This window comes from Mycobacterium sp. NGS29 (genome assembly GCF_059812965.1).
The window spans coordinates 1-17,238 of the sequence record NZ_JCALDR010000022.1 but is presented as its reverse complement, the minus strand read 5'-3'; the positions used below and the strand labels follow the sequence as shown (position 1 = coordinate 17,238).

Genomic DNA, 17,238 nt, shown 5'->3' with positions numbered 1-17,238 from the left:
CTGCCTGGCTGCCGGATCTGCGCCGCCGGAATCTTCGGTGAGCTGCGCGTGTTCCAGTCGGCATGTCCGCGAAGGAGATCCCCGCATGACCACAGCACGTCCCGCCAAGGCCCCCCGCAACGAGGGTCAGTGGGCGCTGGGTAATCGCGAGCCGCTCAATCCCAACGAAGAGATGAAGCAGGCCGGCGCGCCGCTGGACGTGCGGGAGCGCATCGAGACCATCTACGCCAAAGAGGGCTTCGACAGCATCGACATCAGCGATCTGCGGGGCCGTTTTCGCTGGTGGGGGCTCTACACCCAGCGCGAACAGGGCTACGACGGCTCCTACACCGGCGACGACAACACGGACATGCTCGAGGCCCGGTACTTCATGATGCGGGTGCGCTGCGACGGGGGCGCCCTGTCGACGGCCGCGCTGCGCACGCTGGGCCAGATTTCGACCGAGTTCGCCCGCGACACCGCCGACATTTCCGACCGCGAGAACATCCAGTACCACTGGATCGAGGTGGAGAACGTCCCGGAGATCTGGCGGCGCCTGGACGAGGTCGGACTGAAGACCACTGAGGCGTGCGGCGACTGCCCCCGGGTGATTCTGGGCTCACCGCTGGCCGGCGAGTCACTGGACGAGGTGCTCGACCCGACATGGGCGATCGAAGAGATCGCGCGCCGCTACATCGGCCAGCCCGAGTACGCCGACCTGCCGCGCAAGTACAAGACCGCCATCTCCGGGCTGCAGGATGTGGTGCACGAGGTCAATGACATCTCGTTCATCGGTGTCAACCACCCCGAGCACGGGCCAGGCCTGGACCTGTGGGTGGGCGGCGGCCTGTCCACCAATCCGATGCTGGGTCAGCGGGTGGGCGCCTGGGTGCCGCTGCAGGAGGTGCCCGAAGTATGGGAAGCGGTGACATCGATCTTCCGCGACTACGGCTACCGGCGGATGCGGGCCAAGGCGCGGTTGAAGTTCCTGATCAAGGACTGGGGCATCGACAAGTTCCGGGAGGTTCTCGAGACCGAGTACCTCAAGCGCCCACTGATCGACGGCCCGGCCCCCGAACCGGTGCCGCACCCGATCGACCACGTCGGCGTGCAACGAACCAAGAACGGGCTCAACGCCATTGGCGCCTCTCCGATCGCCGGGCGGGTCTCGGGCACCATCCTGACGGCGGTCGCCGATCTGGCCGAGCGTGCCGGGTCCAACCGCGTCCGGTTCACCCCCTACCAGAAGCTGGTCATCCTCGACATCCCCGACGACAAGGTCGACGAGACGATCGCCGGTCTCGAGAAGCTCGATCTGCAGACCCGGCCGTCCCACTGGCGCCGTAACCTCATGGCGTGCACCGGTATTGAGTACTGCAAGTTGTCGTTCGCCGAGACCCGGGTGCGGGCGCAGACGCTGGCCCCGGAACTGGAAGCACGACTGGACGACGTCAACTCCCAGCTCGACGTGCCGATCACCATCAACATCAACGGCTGCCCCAACTCGTGTGCCCGAATTCAGGTCGCTGACATCGGTTTCAAGGGTCAGATGGTCGACGACGGCGACGGCAACCCGGTCGAGGGTTTCCAAGTGCATCTGGGCGGCAGTCTGGGACTGGACAGCGGGTTCGGGCGAAAGTTGCGGCAGCACAAGGTGACCAGCGCGGAGCTGGGTGACTACATCGACCGGGTGACGCGCAACTTCCTCAAGCATCGCAACGACGGTGAACGGTTCGCCCAGTGGGCCATTCGAGCCGAGGAGGACGACCTGCGATGACGGAGGCCACCAAGCGGACCGAGGATGAACTGCGCAGGGTGGCGGCGCGCGGAGCGGCCGAGCTCGAGGGCGCCAACGCCACCGAACTGCTGCAGTGGACCGAGGAAAACTTCGGCGGAGTCAACGGACCACGCGGAGGGGCCACCTGCCAGTACGTGGTGGCCTCCAACATGCAGGACGCCGTGCTGGTCGATCTGGCCGCCAAGGTCCGGCCCGGCGTGCCGGTGCTTTTCCTGGACACCGGATATCACTTCGTGGAGACCATCGGCACCCGCGACGCGATCGAATCCGTCTACGACATCCGCGTCCTGAATGTCTCCGCCGAGCACTCGGTGCCCGAGCAGGACAAGCTGTATGGCAAAGATCTGTTCGCCCGCGACCCTGGTGAATGCTGCCGGATGCGCAAGGTGGTCCCGCTGGGTAAGTCGCTGCGCGGCTACTCCGCCTGGGTGACCGGCATCCGTCGAGTCGAGGCGCCGACCCGCGCCAACGCCCCGCTGATCAGCTTTGACGAAGCATTCAAGCTGGTGAAGATCAATCCGCTGGCGGCCTGGTCGGACCAGGACATGCAGGACTACATCGACGAGCACGACGTGTTGGTCAATCCCCTTGTCTACGAAGGCTATCCGTCGATCGGTTGCGCTCCCTGCACGGCCAAACCGGTGGCGGGCGCCGACCCGCGCAGCGGACGCTGGCAGGGGCTGGCCAAGACCGAATGCGGGCTGCACGCGTCGTGACCACCCTTGTACTGACCGCGCACGGCAGCGCTGACCCGCGATCGGCGGCCAACGCGCGCGCCGTCGCGGGACGGCTGACCCGGCTGCGGCCCTTGCTCGACGTCCGAGTCGCGTTCTGCGAGCACAACACTCCCGGCTTGATCGACGTGCTCAACTCCTGCCCGCAGGACTCGATCGTCACTCCCCTGCTGCTGGCCGATGCCTACCACGCGCGGGTGGACATTCCAGCCCAGATCGCGTCCAGCGCTGTCGGTGACCGGGTACGCCAAGCCGGTGTGCTCGGCGAAGACGACAGGCTGGTGTCGGTGCTGCGCCAGCGGATCGCGGAGCTGGGGGTATCTCGACTCGACCCTGCCGTCGGCGTGCTCGTGGTGGCCATCGGCTCGTCGAACGCGGCGGCGAATGCTCGCACCGCCCAGGTGGCACCCAAGCTGATGGCAGGAACCCGTTGGGCCGCAGCGCAAACCGCGTTTGCCACTCGCCCGGAACTGCCGATGGCCGAATCGCTGGCAGGATTGCGGCGCCGCGGTGCACAGCGGGTCGTCATCGCGCCGTGGTTCCTGGCGCCGGGGCGCATCCCGGATCGGGTCGAGCGCTTCGCACACGATGCCGGTGTCCAGATGGCGGCGCCGTTGGGGGCGCACCGGCTGGTCGCTGCCACCGTGCTGGATCGCTTCGATCAAGCCGCGGCGCAGCGCGTCGCAGCCTGATCGGGTAGTCCCTGGCGGAGCTCGAGCCTGCACTGGTGGCGCCGAGCCTGCACTCAGGCCGTCCTGAAGCCCAGAATCCCGCCCTCACTACAGGCTCGGCGAGGTAGTCGACCGTGGCCGGGCCGATGCCCTACGCGGAGGCGAGCTCCTTGTCGTCCTCGTCGTCAACCGCCGCGTCGACGATCGGCGGCACCCGGGTAGCCCGCACGTAGACCGTGTCGCCCTCTCTCAGCGCCAGCGCCTCGGCGTCACCACGGGTGATCTGCGCGGTGAACGGCCCGCCGCTCGCCGCGCTGGTCAGCTCGACCCGGACCTCGAAGCCCAGCGTGACCACCCGGTCAACGGTCGCTTTCACCACGCCAATCGATTCCGCTGATCCGTCGCCGCCGGCGATCGCCATGTCGGGGTTGCGGCCCACCCGGATGTCGTGCGGCCGGACAAGTGCCCCGTTCAGCGCCGACACCGCGCCCAAAAAGGACATCACGAATGCGTTCGCCGGGGTGTCGTAGACATCGGTCGGGGAACCGACCTGCTCGATGCGTCCCTTGTTGAGCACGGCAATCCGGTCGGCCACGTCCAGCGCCTCGGCCTGGTCGTGGGTGACCAGCACCGTCGTGACATGGACTTCGTCGTGCAGCCGACGCAGCCAGGACCGCAGGTCCTCCCGCACCTTGGCGTCCAGCGCACCGAACGGCTCGTCGAGCAGCAGCACCTGCGGATCGACGGCGAGCGCCCGGGCCAGCGCCATGCGCTGACGCTGCCCGCCGGAAAGCTGGTTGGGATAACGGTTCTGGAAGCCGCTCAGGCCCACCACCTCCAACAGGTGGTCGACCTTCTCAGCGATCTCGGCCTTGGGCCGCTTGCGGATCTTCAGCCCGTAGGCGACGTTGTTGCGCACCGTCAGATGCTTGAACGCCGCGTAGTGCTGAAAGACGAACCCGATGCCGCGACGCTGTGGCGGCACCCGGGTGACGTCGCGGCCGTCGATCGTCACGGTGCCGGAGTCCGGTTGGTCCAGGCCGGCGATGGTGCGCAGCAACGTCGACTTGCCGGAGCCACTGGGGCCCAGCAGCGCCGTCAATGAACCTTTGGGCACCACGAAGTCCACATGGTCGAGCGCGACGAAGTTGCCATAGTTCTTATAGGCGTCCCGCACCACGATCGCGTGGCCGGCCTGGTTGTCACCGGTGTTGGTCATTTTCGAATCTCCTTGTCCGGCCTACTTGATTGCCCGTGCCCGCCGCGCATCCAGCGCCACTTGGACGATGAGGACGAGCACGGCAACTGCCATCAACAGAGTCGACAACGCGTAGGCGCCGTACTCTGCGCCCCGGTTGTAGCGGTCGGAAACCAACAGCGTCAGGGTCTGCGACTGCCCCGGCAGGTTGGACGACACCATGATGACCGCACCGTACTCACCGAGGGTGCGGGCAACGGTCAGCACGATGCCGTACGTCAGGCCCCACCGGATCGATGGCAGGGTGATCCGCCAGAACGTCTGCCACCAGCTGGAACCCAATGTCGCGGCGGCCTGTTCCTGGTCGGTGCCCAGTTCGTGCAACACCGGTTCGACCTCCCGCACCACGAACGGCAGGGTGACGAAGATGCTGGCCAGCACGATGCCGGGCAGCCCGAAAATGATCTTCACCCCGAGGTCACGCTCGATGAAACCCAGTGCGCCGCTGGCGCCCCAGAGCACGATCAGGGAGACGCCCACGATCACCGGTGAGACCGCGAAGGGTAGGTCGATGATTGCCTGCAGGACACCTTTGCCGCGAAAACGGTTGCGCGCCAGCACCAATGCCGTCGGGATGCCGAACACCACGTTCAGTGGCACCACGATGGCGACCACCAACAACGACAGATTCAGTGCCGACACCGCCGCCGGGGTGCTGATCCAGTCGAAGAACTGGCCCAGGCCCGGCCGGAAGGTGCGCCACAGGATCAGCGTCACCGGAATGATCAGCAGCACCGCGATATAGGCCAGCGCGGTGTAGCGCAACAGGTAACGCACACTCCGTGATTGATTCACCGGACCGTATCCTCACGCTTTGCCGCCCGACCGCCGACGATGCGCAGCACGAGCAGCACCACGAACGAAATCGAGAGCAGCACAATCGATATTGCTGCCGCACCGGTGCGGTCGTCGTTCTCGATCAGCGTCCGAATCCACTGCGAGGACACTTCGGTCTTGCCTGGCACGGCACCGCCGATCAACACCACCGAACCGAACTCTCCGATGGCCCGGGAGAACGCCAGACCCGCTCCGGACAGCAATGCAGGCAGCAGCGAGGGCAGCACGACCGAGGTGAAGATCTTCGGGCCGTTGGCACCCAGGGATGCCGCGGCCTCCTCGACCTCCCGATCGACCTCCAGCAGCACCGGTTGGACCGCGCGCACTACGAAAGGCAAGGTCACGAAAGCCAACGCCACCCCGACGCCCCATTCGGTGTGCTGCAGATGCAGACCGACAGGGCTGTGGTTGCCGTAGAGCGCCAGCATCACCAGGCTGGCGACGATCGTCGGCAACGCGAACGGCAGATCGATGATCGCGTCCACCAACCGCTTTCCGAAGAAGTTGTCGCGCACCAGCACCCACGCGATGAGCAGGCCGAACACCGTGTTGAGCAGGGTCACTCCGATAGAAATCGTGAGGGTCACCCGCAACGACTCCAACGCGGCGTTGGAGGTGACGGCGAATTGGAAAGCCCGCCACCCCCCGCCGACCGCCTGCCAGACAATCGCTGCCAACGGCAGCAGCACGATCACCGAAAGCCACAGTGTCGCAACACCGACGCGAAGTGACGTCGTCGGGAGACGGCCGCCGGACCGCACGGGGTCGGGGGCTTCGGCGCCGGGCTGATCGAGCTCGGGTCGGAGCGCCTCGGGGTCAGGAGTAACAGTCACGGTCATCCGGTGACCTGTGTGTAGATCTTGGTGATGAGTCCGGCGCTCTTGTCGAACAGCTTGGGATCTACCGTGCCCCAGCCGCCCAGATCGGCGATGGTCCACAGCTTGGCCGGCAGGGGGAACTCGTTGCGGAACGCCGCGGCGACGGACGGATCGACCGGTCGGAACCCGGCCTGCGCCCATAGTTGTTGCGCCGTCGCGGTGTACTGGAAGTTCTTGAACGCGGTGGCCGCCGGCAGATGCGTGCTGGCGGTGATCACCGCGATCGGATTCTCGATCTTGAAGGTCTGCGGCGGCGTGACGTATTCAACCGGCTTGCCCGCCCGGGCGGCGGCGATGGCCTCGTTCTCGTAGCTGATCAGAACGTCACCGCTGCCCTGGACGAAAACGTCGGTGGCTTCTCGCCCCGATCCCGGACGCAACTTCACGTGCTCCCGCACCAGTCGGTTGATGTAATCGATGCCCCCCTGGTTGTTGCGGCCGCCTTCACTCTTGACGGCGTACGGCGCCAACAGATTCCACTTGGCCGATCCGGAACTGAGCGGACTCGGGGTGATGACTTCGACACCCGGACGCAACAGATCGTCCCAATCTCTAATGTTCTTCGGGTTTCCTTTGCGCACCACGAAAGTTACCAACGAGCCGAACGGAATGCCTTTGGTGGCATCGGTATTCCAGTCCTTGGAAACCTTGCCGCTTTTGATCAGCCGGGTGATGTCGGGCTCCACCGAGAAATTGACGACATCGGCCGGCTTTCCTTCACCCACCCCGCGCGACTGGTCACCGGAGGCCCCGAAGGAACTGATCACCTGCACGCCGCGGCCCTCTTCAGAAGCGTTGAAGGCCGGAATCACCTTGCTCCAACCAGGTTCGGCGACGGAATAGGCGACCAGGGTGATGCTGGATTTCGCGTTGCCGAGTCCGCCGCCGCCGACGACATCGCTGGGACCGCCGCGGCAGGCCGCGACAAGTCCGACCAGTAGCACCACCGCAACCAGACGTTGGCGGCGCGGGGCGCTCATCATGCTGTTGAACATCTACCGTTGGTGACCTTCCGGTGGGGACTTCGGTTTGCGGTCCCGGGACTGCGGATAGGCGATCAGTCAGAATCGGATAGATTCACGAACTCCATACCAGGCCGCGCACGGGGTTGGGAGTCAGCGACAACAGCGCACGCCCGCCGCGGCGTGGGCCACGGCAGAGATAACGCAACCGGACGCGACCAGGTCGCGTCGCAGAAAGCCGGCTGCTGCGTGCATGTGGCGAGCCTAACAGAGTTCGCGCCGGCGGCAATTCGGCAGCCGAATTACCGGGTGACCAGCCATGCGACGATCACCAGCAGCACCAGAGCGACCAGAACCAGCGTGACGTGCGAACGCGGCATCGAAACTATCCGCGCGTCTCGTCGGTGTGGCGCAGCCGGTGCTGCAGTTGGATTCCCCTGCCCAGCACCGCATCCAGCAACGCAGCGGTGAAGTAGGCCAGCGAGAGCACGATCGGCATCACCCCCAGCGCCTGAAGTACGAAGGGCAGCCCGGAAAGCCACAGCTCCACGCCGTCCCACCAATTCAGGAACCCGGTCACCGGGCCCACCCTAGGCGTCGTGGCCCGCGAAACCAACGCACCCACCGGCCGGGTAACACCTCGGTCGCGAAGGTGGACGACTGACCGGTGAACAGTCGATGATGTCGGGATGGTCCTGCACGCCGATCCCGCAGATTCAGCTGACGACCACCCGGGACCACTCGACGAACCGTCCACCGAACTCGCCACGCTCGACGCAGTGGCCACCGAACTCGAACCCACCGCCCCGTATGTGTCCAGTTCGCCGTCCCGCAACCCGTTCCCGCCGATCGCGGATTACGCCTTCCTGTCCGACTGGGAGACGACGTGCCTGATCTCCCCCGCCGGTTCGGTGGAATGGCTGTGTGTGCCGCGGCCGGACTCGCCAAGCGTGTTCGGGGCGATCCTGGACCGCAGCGCCGGCCATTTCCGGCTCGGTCCCTACGGTGTCTCGGTGCCTTCGGCGCGACGCTACCTACCCGGCAGTCTGATCATGGAGACCACCTGGCAGACCCACACCGGATGGCTGATCGTGCGCGACGCCCTGGTGATGGGCCCCTGGCACGACATCGAACGCCGTTCCCGGACGCACCGCCGGACCCCGATGGACTGGGACGCCGAGCACATCCTGCTGCGCACCGTGCGCTGCGTCAGCGGCACCGTCGAGCTGATGATGAGCTGCGAACCGGCCTTCGACTACCACCGCCTCGGCGCCACCTGGGAGTATTCGGCGAAGGCGTACAACGAAGCGATCGCCCGTGCGACCAAGCAACCCGATGCGCATCCGACGCTGCGCCTGACCACGAACCTGAACATCGGCCTGGAAGGCCGCGAAGCCCGCGCCCGCACCCGGATGAAAGAAGGCGACGACGTGTTCGTCGCGCTGAGCTGGACCAAGCATCCCGCGCCGCAGACCTATGAAGAAGCTGCCCACAAGATGTGGCAAACCACCGAATGCTGGCGGCAATGGATCAACATCGGCAACTTCCCCGACCATCCGTGGCGGGCCTACCTGCAGCGCAGTGCGCTCACCCTGAAAGGGTTGACGTATTCGCCGACGGGTGCGTTGCTGGCGGCCAGCACCACGTCACTGCCGGAAACGCCGCAGGGCGAACGCAACTGGGACTACCGCTACTCCTGGATCCGGGACTCGACGTTTGCGCTGTGGGGGCTCTACACCATCGGATTGGACCGCGAGGCCGACGATTTCTTCGCGTTCATCGCCGACGTGTCCGGCGCCAACAGCGACGAACGTCATCCGCTGCAGGTCATGTACGGCGTCGGCGGCGAGCGCAGCCTGGTCGAAGAAGAACTGAACCATCTCTCCGGCTATGACCACGCCCGTCCGGTGCGCATCGGCAACGGTGCCTACGACCAGGTCCAGCACGATATCTGGGGCTCGGTGCTGGACTCCTTCTACCTGCACGCGAAGTCGCGCGAGCAGGTGCCGGAGACGTTGTGGCCGGTACTCAAGCGGCAGGTCGAGGAGGCGATCAAGCACTGGCGGGAGCCCGACCGCGGCATCTGGGAGGTGCGCGGCGAACCGCAGCACTTCACCTCCTCGAAGGTGATGTGCTGGGTGGCGCTGGACCGGGGTGCGAAGCTGGCCGAACGCCAGGGCGAGAAGACCTATGCCCACCAGTGGCGGGAGATCGCCGAGGAGATCAGGGCCGACATCCTGCACCACGGAGTCGATTCCCGGGGCGTGTTCACCCAGCGCTACGGAGACGACGCGCTGGACGCGTCGTTGCTGCTGGTGGTGTTGACCCGGTTCCTGCCGCCCGACGACCCGCGGGTGCGCGCCACCGTGCTGGCCATCGCCGATGAACTCACCGAGGAAGGCCTGGTGCTGCGCTACCGGGTGCACGAGACCGACGACGGGCTGTCCGGTGAGGAGGGCACGTTCACCATCTGCTCGTTCTGGCTGGTGTCGGCGCTGGTGGAGATCGGTGAGGTGGCCCGCGCCAAACGGTTGTGCGAGCGGTTGCTGGCCTATGCCAGCCCGCTGCACCTCTACGCCGAGGAGATCGAGCCGCGCACCGGCCGGCACCTGGGCAACTTCCCGCAGGCGTTCACCCACCTGGCGCTGATCAACGCGGTGGTGCATGTGATCAGGGCCGAGGAGGAAGCCGACGGCTCGGGCGCCTTCCAGCCCGCCAACGCCCCCGTTTGACGGCGCGGGATCAGACCAGGGCGCTGATCTTGTCCATCACGGCGCGGGCGATCTGAATCGCGCTGCTGCTCAGGGTCGCCGTGCCCTGATCCGATGAGTTGTCGGTGCTGAAGAAAGCGATCTCCACCTCGACCAGGCAGTTGGCCCGCACCCCGATGGCGCGCGCCATCGGCATCGGGGTGGCGTCCGACAAACTGGCCTGCTCGGAGATGTCAGCTGCCAGCACAGAATCGGCCACCCGGACGTTGCTGATCGTGTCGACGAAGCTGAGTGTGGAACCGGACAGCTGCACCGAGGTCCCCGCGCACTTCTTCCACTGGGTGGTGAACTGCTCGAAGAGCGCGCTCGCGTCGGTGACGGCGGGAAACGTCACCACGCCTTCGGTCACGCTGATGACCTTGACGGAATCAGTTGCGTGCCACCACACCTGGCGTGCCATGTCCTGAACCGGGGCGGATTCGTAGGAGCCTTTCTCCATCTGGGTCACGACGCCGACGCAGGAGGGCGGCGAGGCGGGTCCATACGAGCGCGGCAACTTGTCGCGGCCGCCGTAGCGGGGCGGGAAATCCGAGTCGACCTTGAACGGCTGACCCAGCATGGCAGCCAGCGCGGCATCGTCGAGCAGCACCTCTTTGACGGTTTCGTTCAGCAGTGGGCGCGGTTTGAGTCCCGGTGCGGCGTGCATGGTGCCGGGCACCACATTCGTACATCCCGCCAGTCCCACGACAAGCGACGAAAGACCCACTAGCCAGCGGTATTTCATGTGTCCGGGCCTCTCTGCCGTCGCTACTTCTTGCCCTTGTCTCCCGCGCTGTCGGTGGAAAGCGCTGCGACAAAGGCTTCCTGGGGCACGTCGACGCGTCCGATGGTCTTCATCCGCTTCTTGCCCTCCTTCTGCTTCTCCAGCAGCTTGCGCTTGCGGGTGATGTCACCGCCGTAGCATTTGGACAACACGTCCTTCCGGATGGCCCGGATGTTCTCGCGCGCAATGATTTTGGAGCCGATCGCGGCCTGAACCGGAACTTCGAACTGCTGACGCGGGATCAGTTCCTTGAGTTTGGTGGTCATCTTGGTGCCGTAGGCCGCTGCGCCGTCCTTGTGGACGATCGCCGAGAACGCGTCGACGGCTTCGCCCTGCAACAGAATGTCGACCTTGACCAACTGGGCTTCCTGTTCGCCCGCCTCTTCGTAGTCGAGGCTGGCGTAACCGCGGGTGCGTGACTTCAACGAGTCGAAGAAGTCAAAGATGATCTCGCCCAACGGCATTGTGTACCGCAGTTCGACCCGCTCGGGCGACAGATAATCCATGCCACCCAGTTCGCCGCGCCGCGACTGGCACAACTCCATGATGGTGCCGATGAATTCGCTGGGCGTGATGATGGTGGTCTTGACGACGGGTTCGTAGACGGTGCGGACCTTGCCTTCAGGCCAGTCCGACGGGTTGGTGACCACGATCTCGGTGTTGTCTTCCTTTTCCACCCGATACACCACGTTGGGCGAGGTGGAGATCAGGTCCAGGTCGAACTCGCGCTCGAGCCGCTCCCGGGTGATTTCCATGTGCAACAGTCCCAGGAAGCCACACCGGAATCCGAAGCCCAGCGCCACCGAGGTCTCCGGTTCGTAGGTCAGGGCGGCGTCGTTGAGCTGCAGCTTGTCCAGGGCGTCGCGCAGATTCGGGTAGTCGCTGCCGTCGACCGGATACAGACCCGAGTAGACCATCGGCCTGGGCTCCCGGTAGCCCGTCAGCGCGTCCTTGGCCCCGTTGCGGGCCGTCGTGACGGTGTCCCCGACCTTGGACTGCCGGACGTCCTTCACCCCGGTGATCAGGTAACCCACCTCACCAACGCCCAGGCCGACGCTGGGCTTCGGCTCCGGCGAGACAATGCCGACCTCGAGCAGTTCGTGGGTGGCGCCGGTGGACATCATTGAGATGCGTTCGCGCGGAGTGATCTTGCCGTCGACCACCCGGACATAGGTGACCACGCCCCGGTAGATGTCGTAAACGGAGTCGAAAATCATTGCGCGGGTGGGGGCCTCGGCGTCACCCTGCGGCGGCGGCACCTCTCGCACCACATGGTCGAGCAGATCGGCGACGCCCTCGCCGGTCTTGCCCGACACCCGCAGCACGTCGCCGGGTTCACAACCGATGATGTGGGCGATCTCACCGGCGTAGCGGTCCGGGTCAGCGGCGGGCAGGTCGATTTTATTGAGCACCGGGATGATGTGCAGATCGCGGTCCAGCGCCAGATAGAGGTTGGCCAGGGTCTGGGCCTCGATGCCCTGGGCGGCGTCGACCAGCAGCACCGCTCCTTCACAGGCCTCCAGCGCGCGGGACACCTCGTAGGTGAAGTCGACGTGGCCGGGGGTGTCGATCAGGTGCAGGACGTAGTCGCCTGCGTCGGGCCCATCCTTCAACGCCCAGGGCAACCGGACATTCTGCGCCTTGATGGTGATGCCGCGTTCCCGTTCGATGTCCATCCGGTCCAGGTACTGAGCGCGCATGGAGCGCTCGTCGACCACTCCGGTGAGCTGCAGCATCCGGTCGGCCAGCGTCGATTTGCCGTGGTCGATGTGAGCGATGATGCAGAAATTCCTGATCTGCGCCGGCGCGGTGAACGTCTTGTCGGCGAAACTGCTGATGGGAATCTCCTGGTCGGGCGGATTATGGGTATGCCCAGCGTATCCGTGCAGAACAGCCGGGACACAATCACGCGTCTATGCTGCGAGCATGGCACCGGGTAAGAAGTCGTCCGGCAAGTCACAGTGGAGGACGTTCCAACGATTTGCGGAGAATCTCGTCAACGAGGCTCCGAGGGTGGTGCAGCGCCTGCAGAACACGCAGGAGACGCTGCGGACCATCCAGCAGGCCGTAAAGATCACCGCGAACGTGATGGCGATGGGTCTGCCGGGCCCGCCGGCGGAGATCACCGCGGGTCGACCCGTGACGAACACGAGCTTTCCCACCGCGCACCGGGCCCGCAGGGTGAGTTATGCGCCCAACCTCGACGGTCGCGCCGATCCCGGCGAAATCGTGTGGACGTGGGTGGTCTACGAAGACGACCCCACCCGCGGGAAGGATCGGCCGGTGCTGGTCGTGGGTCGGGATCGCAGCGTGCTGCTCGGTCTGATGCTGTCCAGCCAGGAACAGCACGCCGACGATCGGGACTGGGTCGCCATCGGGTCCGGCGCGTGGGATTACGAGGGCCGGCAGAGCTGGGTGCGGCTAGACCGGGTGCTCGACGTGCCCGAGGAGGGCATTCGCCGCGAGGGGGCCATCCTGGACCGCGAGATCTTCGATGTGGTGGCGGCGCGGCTGCGCAGTGAATACTCCTGGCGCTGAGGTTTGCGCCCTTGCTGCGCTGACTCTGCGTCAGCGGCAGGGACGTGCGGGAAGGCACCACCCTCAGCGCAGCGTCAACGCCAGCGCCCCCGGGCCGGAGGTGAGCTCGCTCAACCCTGGGTGATGTAGGACTGCAACTGTTGCTGCTCGGCCTCGAGTTCGCCCATCCGCGTCTTGACCACGTCGCCGATGCTGACGATGCCGATCAGCTTCCGACCGTCGAGCACCGGCACGTGGCGTACCCGGTTCTCGGTCATCAGCACGCTGATCTCGTCGACCGTGTCCGACTTCGTGCAGGTGGCGACGGCGCTGGTCATGATCTTGGACACGGGCCGTGACAGCACGCTGGCGCCGTGTGTGTGCAGTTGACGTACCACGTCGCGCTCGGAGACGATGCCGACCACACCCTGGTCGCCGACCACCACCATGGCGCCGATGTTCTGCTCTGCCAGACCGGCCAGCAGTTCCCGGACCGTCGCGTCGGGGTTGATCGTGGTCACCGCCGCCCCCTTGTTCCGCAAGACATCCGAGATCCGCATCTAACCTCCCGTGGGTTGTGATCCGATTCACACAGGCTACGACTTCCTGGCGTAGCGGAAAAGCCGCTGTCCGAAGCTGTGATCCGATGCAGCGAAACCGTCACTGCATCTTGACTGCGGCGATCGCGGGACTACTGCTCAGCGCACCGGCTTGCAAGGATGGAGCCATGATCGAGGTCACCCTGCTCGGCACCGGCAGCCCCATTCCCGACCCGAACCGCGCCGGACCCGCCACCCTGGTCCGGGCCGGCGGCCAGGTATTCCTGATCGATTGCGGGCGCGGGGTGTTGCAGCGCGCAGCGGCGGTCGGGGTCGGTGCCGCGGGTTTGACGGCGCTGCTACTCACCCACCTGCACAGTGACCACATCGCCGACCTCGGCGACGTGCTGATCACCGGCTGGGTCAGCAACTTCGCACCCGATCCGGCGCCGCTGCAGATCATCGGTCCGCCGGGCACAGCGCCGGTGGTGGACGCCACCCTGCAAGCCTTCGGTCACGACATCGGCTACCGGATTGCACATCACGCCGATCTGAACGCGTCACCGCCGATAGAGGTCCACGAGCACACCGCGGGCCGGGTATGGGACCGCGACGGCGTGACCATCGACGTGGCACCCACCGACCACCGTCCGGTGGCGCCGACGATCGCATTCCGAGTCGAATACGACGGCGCCGCGGTGGTTCTGGCGGGCGACACCGTCCCGTGCGGCACCCTGGACGAATTGGCCAGTGGTGCAGACGCATTGGTGCACACGGTGGTCCGCAAAGACATCCTCTCCCAGGTCCCGCAGCAGCGGATCCGGGATGTCTGCGACTACCATTCCTCAGTGCCGGAGGCGGCCGCGACGGCGGCGCGCGCCGGGGTCGCGACCTTGATTCTGACGCACTACGTGCCGGGTCTGGTGCCGGGCCAAGAGGGGCAGTGGCGGGACCTGGCGGCCGGCGAGTTCACCGGACGGATCGAGCTGGGTGACGACCTGCACCGGGTCGAGGTACACGCACGATGAGCACAAGACCCGAAATGGGTGTCCAGGGGCTCGCCGCGAGGTACGATCCGCTCCTGCCGTTGTTGAAATTAGGTGCGCGATGTCATGGTTTGCCGCGGAGCCGGAGGCGATAGCCGCTGCGACCAGCAGCCTGGCCGAGATCGGTTCGACGCTCGATGCGGCCAACGTCAGCGCGGCGTCGCCTACCACCGGTGTTCCCGCGGCCGCCGCTGATCAGGTCTCCGCGGCCGTCGCGTCGTTCTGGGGCACGCACGCGCAGGGATACCAGCAGATCAGCGCCCAGATGGCGGCGTGTCACGACCAGATCATGCAGGGACTGGCCGCCGCGGGCGAGTCGTACGCCGGCACCGAGGCGGCCGTAGCCCAGCCGCTGCAGGGCATCAACGCCCCCGCCAGACATCTGCTGGGCGGCCGCTGATCAACTCGGTCGGCTAAGCGAGTCTGGTGATCTCGACTTCCACGTCGAGGTCCGTCGCGCCCAGGCCGGAGTAGATACCCTTCAGCGGCGACACGTCGGCGTAGTCACGGCCCACTCCCACACTGATGTACTGCTCGGTGATTTCGGTGTCGTTGGTGGGGTCCCAGTTGCACCAGCCACCCGTCCAGGCCTGGATCCAGGCGTGGCTGCGACCCTCGATCGCCTTACCGACGGCGGCATCCCGCTTGGGGTGCAGGTAACCGGATACGTACCGGCCGGGAATTCCCATGCTGCGCAACACAATCAACGTCAGATGAGCGAAATCCTGACAGACGCCCTTGCCCTGCGCCAGCGCATCCAGGCCGGAGGATCGCACCCCGGTGGTGCCGGGTAGATAGTCCAGTTCGCTGCGCGCCCAGCGGGCTGCTGCGACCACGGCGTCGGCCGGCTCGTGGTTCTTCATGATCCGCTTGCCCACCGCGGCGACCCGCTTGCTGAACGGGGTGTAGTCGGTGGGGCGCAGTACCTCGTCGAACCGGTCGATCACCGCCAACGACTGCAGTTCCTTCCAGCTTGTCTTGTCCGTTGGCACCTCGGGGCGTTCGGTTTCCACCACCGACGACGACGTCACCGTGAGCTCGGTGTGCGGGGCGTGCAGGTCGAAAGCCGTGACGGCGGTGCCCCAGTAGTCGATGTAGCGGTAGGAGCGGGTCGCCGGGATGGTCTCGACCCGGTTCAGGACGACGTTCTGCCGCGTGTTGGACCGCGGTGTCAGCCGCGCCTCGTTGTACGACGCAGTCACCGGCGACTGGTACGCATACCCGGTGGTGTGCACCACCCGCATCCGCCACATCAGGATTCTCCTTGACTCTGCACGAGCTCACCACGCTGTCGGGCATCCGTCCACGCCACCCACGGCGCGGCGTGAAAGTACTGCAGCGCCAACGCTTCTCCCACGTCATGGCATGTCTTCTGCAGGCCGCCCAGCCGGTTTTCCAGGGTCTCCAGCAGCACGCCGGGCTGCAGGAATTCCAACTCACTGCGCGCCTGACCGAGCAGTCGCTGCGCCTCGGAGGTGGCGCCGACACGGCTCTGCGGATTGTGCAGCAACTCTTCGAGGTTGTGTTCGGCGAGCTTCAGTGAGTAGAAGACCGAACGCGGGAAAAGCCGGTCCAGCAACATGAATTCGACGACCCGGCCCGCGTCCAGCGCCCCCCGGTAGGTGCGCAGGTACGTGTCGTGCGCACCGGCTGAGCGCAGCAGCGTGACCCAGGCCGGCGACGAGGCACTGTCCCCCACCCGCGAGAGCAGCAGTCGCACCGTCATGTCGACCCGCTCGATCGCACGGCCGACCACCATGAAGCGGTACCCGTCATCGCGGGACAGGGTGGAGTCGGCCAGACCGGCGAACATGGCCGCCCGGCCCTCGATGAACGACAGAAACTCGTGTGGCCCAAGGCGTTTGGCCGCCCGCTCCCGTTCCGGCAGGGCATGGTAGGTGGTGTTGATGCACTCCCATGTCTCGCTGGACGTGACTTCCCTTGCCGACCTGGCGTTTTCACGAGCCGCCGAGATGGCGTCGACGATTGAACAACCGCCTTCGGTATTGGGACTGAACGCCACCAAATCGGTCAACGACCAGACGTCGAGCCGGTGTTGGGGAGGTTCGATTCCCAGCACCTTGAGCAATAGCCGGGAAGACCGGTCCGGATCGACGCTGGATTCTTCGAGCAGGTGGTGTACGGCCACGTCCAGGATTCGCGCGGTGTCATCGGCGCGTTCCACATAGCGCCCGATCCAGTACAGGGCTTCGGCGTTGCGGGCAAGCATCAGTCGATCGCTTTCTGTTGCTGCTGTTGCTGTTGCTGTTCGTCCATCGGCTGCTGGATCGGTTGGGATTTCGTCCTCGCGGGGCGCGCGACCTCGGAGTTCTGCTCGGGCACGGCCCGCGGCAGCGAGCGCACCACCTGCGCGCGGCCCAGCTCGCGGGCGGCCACCGACGTGCGTGGCGCCAGCACCCAGGTGTCCTTGGAGCCGCCGCCCTGGCTGGAGTTCACCACCCGGGATCCTTCGACCAGCGCCGTG

General features: G+C 65.9%; 14 protein-coding genes and 4 pseudogenes. 7 read left to right on the top strand and 11 right to left on the bottom strand.

The genetic code is table 11. The annotated features are described in order from the left end of the window. Positions 1-85 precede the first annotated feature (85 nt). The 3 genes from AC5Y5Z_RS22770 to AC5Y5Z_RS22760 are packed head-to-tail and all read left to right on the top strand — an operon-like array spanning position 86 to position 3,203. On the top strand, positions 86-1,756 hold the full coding sequence (locus tag AC5Y5Z_RS22770; protein ID WP_499927697.1) for a nitrite/sulfite reductase: 1,671 nt from the start codon (positions 86-88) through the stop codon (positions 1,754-1,756). Next, positions 1,753-2,493, top strand: coding sequence for a phosphoadenylyl-sulfate reductase (locus AC5Y5Z_RS22765; RefSeq protein WP_463824807.1), 741 nt, complete (start codon positions 1,753-1,755; stop codon positions 2,491-2,493). Before AC5Y5Z_RS22770 ends, AC5Y5Z_RS22765 begins: the two co-directional genes overlap by 4 nt. After that, on the top strand, positions 2,472-3,203 hold the full coding sequence (locus AC5Y5Z_RS22760) for a sirohydrochlorin chelatase (protein ID WP_499927695.1): 732 nt from the start codon (positions 2,472-2,474) through the stop codon (positions 3,201-3,203). The genes AC5Y5Z_RS22765 and AC5Y5Z_RS22760 overlap by 22 nt, the downstream gene beginning before the upstream one ends. Positions 3,204-3,333: 130 nt before the next feature. Here the strand turns inward: AC5Y5Z_RS22760 and AC5Y5Z_RS22755 are convergent, their stop codons facing one another. From AC5Y5Z_RS22755 to AC5Y5Z_RS22735, 5 genes and pseudogenes are all read right to left on the bottom strand, one after another. Next, positions 3,334-4,401, bottom strand: a complete 1,068-nt coding sequence (locus AC5Y5Z_RS22755) for a sulfate/molybdate ABC transporter ATP-binding protein (RefSeq protein ID WP_463824809.1) — start codon at positions 4,399-4,401, stop codon at positions 3,334-3,336. A gap of 21 nt (positions 4,402-4,422) precedes the next feature. Then, the gene (gene cysW, locus AC5Y5Z_RS22750) at positions 4,423-5,235 is read right to left on the bottom strand and encodes a sulfate ABC transporter permease subunit CysW (RefSeq protein ID WP_499927693.1); all 813 of its coding nucleotides are present in this window, start codon (positions 5,233-5,235) and stop codon (positions 4,423-4,425) included. Next, positions 5,232-6,057, bottom strand: a pseudogene (cysT, locus tag AC5Y5Z_RS22745) (sulfate ABC transporter permease subunit CysT); the annotation flags it as partial. The gene cysW and the pseudogene cysT, both read right to left, overlap by 4 nt. Positions 6,058-6,112: 55 nt before the next feature. Next, positions 6,113-7,150, bottom strand: a complete 1,038-nt coding sequence (locus tag AC5Y5Z_RS22740; RefSeq protein ID WP_463824811.1) for a sulfate ABC transporter substrate-binding protein — start codon at positions 7,148-7,150, stop codon at positions 6,113-6,115. A 352-nt stretch (positions 7,151-7,502) separates the two neighbouring features. Then, complete coding sequence (locus AC5Y5Z_RS22735) at positions 7,503-7,706, bottom strand: hypothetical protein (protein WP_463824812.1); 204 nt, start codon at positions 7,704-7,706, stop codon at positions 7,503-7,505. A 238-nt stretch (positions 7,707-7,944) separates the two neighbouring features. Here AC5Y5Z_RS22735 and AC5Y5Z_RS22730 point away from each other — a divergent pair. Further along, a pseudogene (locus AC5Y5Z_RS22730) lies at positions 7,945-9,849 on the top strand (glycoside hydrolase family 15 protein); the annotation flags it as partial. Positions 9,850-9,859: 10 nt separating this feature from the next. On the opposite strand, the gene AC5Y5Z_RS22725 reads toward AC5Y5Z_RS22730, so the two are convergent. Next, on the bottom strand, positions 9,860-10,594 hold the full coding sequence (locus AC5Y5Z_RS22725; RefSeq protein ID WP_499927691.1) for a sensor domain-containing protein: 735 nt from the start codon (positions 10,592-10,594) through the stop codon (positions 9,860-9,862). Between the two features lie 41 nt (positions 10,595-10,635). After that, positions 10,636-12,584: pseudogene (gene lepA, locus AC5Y5Z_RS22720) on the bottom strand (translation elongation factor 4). Here lepA and AC5Y5Z_RS22715 point away from each other — a divergent pair. Beyond that, the gene (locus tag AC5Y5Z_RS22715) at positions 12,578-13,189 is read left to right on the top strand and encodes a type II toxin-antitoxin system PemK/MazF family toxin (RefSeq protein ID WP_463824814.1); all 612 of its coding nucleotides are present in this window, start codon (positions 12,578-12,580) and stop codon (positions 13,187-13,189) included. The pseudogene lepA and the gene AC5Y5Z_RS22715 sit on opposite strands and share 7 nt — an antisense overlap. A 110-nt stretch (positions 13,190-13,299) precedes the next feature. On the opposite strand, the gene AC5Y5Z_RS22710 is transcribed toward AC5Y5Z_RS22715, so the two are convergent. Next, positions 13,300-13,728: a CBS domain-containing protein gene (locus AC5Y5Z_RS22710; protein WP_463824815.1), complete on the bottom strand. Its 429-nt coding sequence runs from the start codon at positions 13,726-13,728 to the stop codon at positions 13,300-13,302. A gap of 167 nt (positions 13,729-13,895) precedes the next feature. Between AC5Y5Z_RS22710 and AC5Y5Z_RS22705 the strand changes: the two genes are divergently transcribed. Together AC5Y5Z_RS22705 and AC5Y5Z_RS22700 are read left to right on the top strand one after the other, a co-directional pair. Next, the gene (locus tag AC5Y5Z_RS22705; protein ID WP_499927688.1) at positions 13,896-14,735 is read left to right on the top strand and encodes a ribonuclease Z; all 840 of its coding nucleotides are present in this window, start codon (positions 13,896-13,898) and stop codon (positions 14,733-14,735) included. Positions 14,736-14,814: 79 nt separating this feature from the next. Beyond that, a complete protein-coding gene (locus AC5Y5Z_RS22700; protein WP_463824817.1) occupies positions 14,815-15,153 on the top strand; it encodes a PE family protein in 339 nt (112 codons plus the stop codon). A 13-nt stretch (positions 15,154-15,166) separates the two neighbouring features. Here the strand turns inward: AC5Y5Z_RS22700 and AC5Y5Z_RS22695 are convergent, their stop codons facing one another. From AC5Y5Z_RS22695 to AC5Y5Z_RS22685, 3 genes and pseudogenes are all read right to left on the bottom strand, one after another. Then, positions 15,167-16,006 carry a transglutaminase family protein gene (locus AC5Y5Z_RS22695; RefSeq protein WP_499927686.1) on the bottom strand — a complete coding sequence of 280 codons (840 nt, stop codon included), beginning with the start codon at positions 16,004-16,006 and terminating at the stop codon, positions 15,167-15,169. After that, positions 16,006-16,983: an alpha-E domain-containing protein gene (locus tag AC5Y5Z_RS22690; protein ID WP_463824819.1), complete on the bottom strand. Its 978-nt coding sequence runs from the start codon at positions 16,981-16,983 to the stop codon at positions 16,006-16,008. The genes AC5Y5Z_RS22695 and AC5Y5Z_RS22690 overlap by 1 nt, the downstream gene beginning before the upstream one ends. Next, a pseudogene (locus AC5Y5Z_RS22685) lies at positions 16,983-17,238 on the bottom strand (circularly permuted type 2 ATP-grasp protein); the annotation flags it as partial. The gene AC5Y5Z_RS22690 and the pseudogene AC5Y5Z_RS22685, both read right to left, overlap by 1 nt.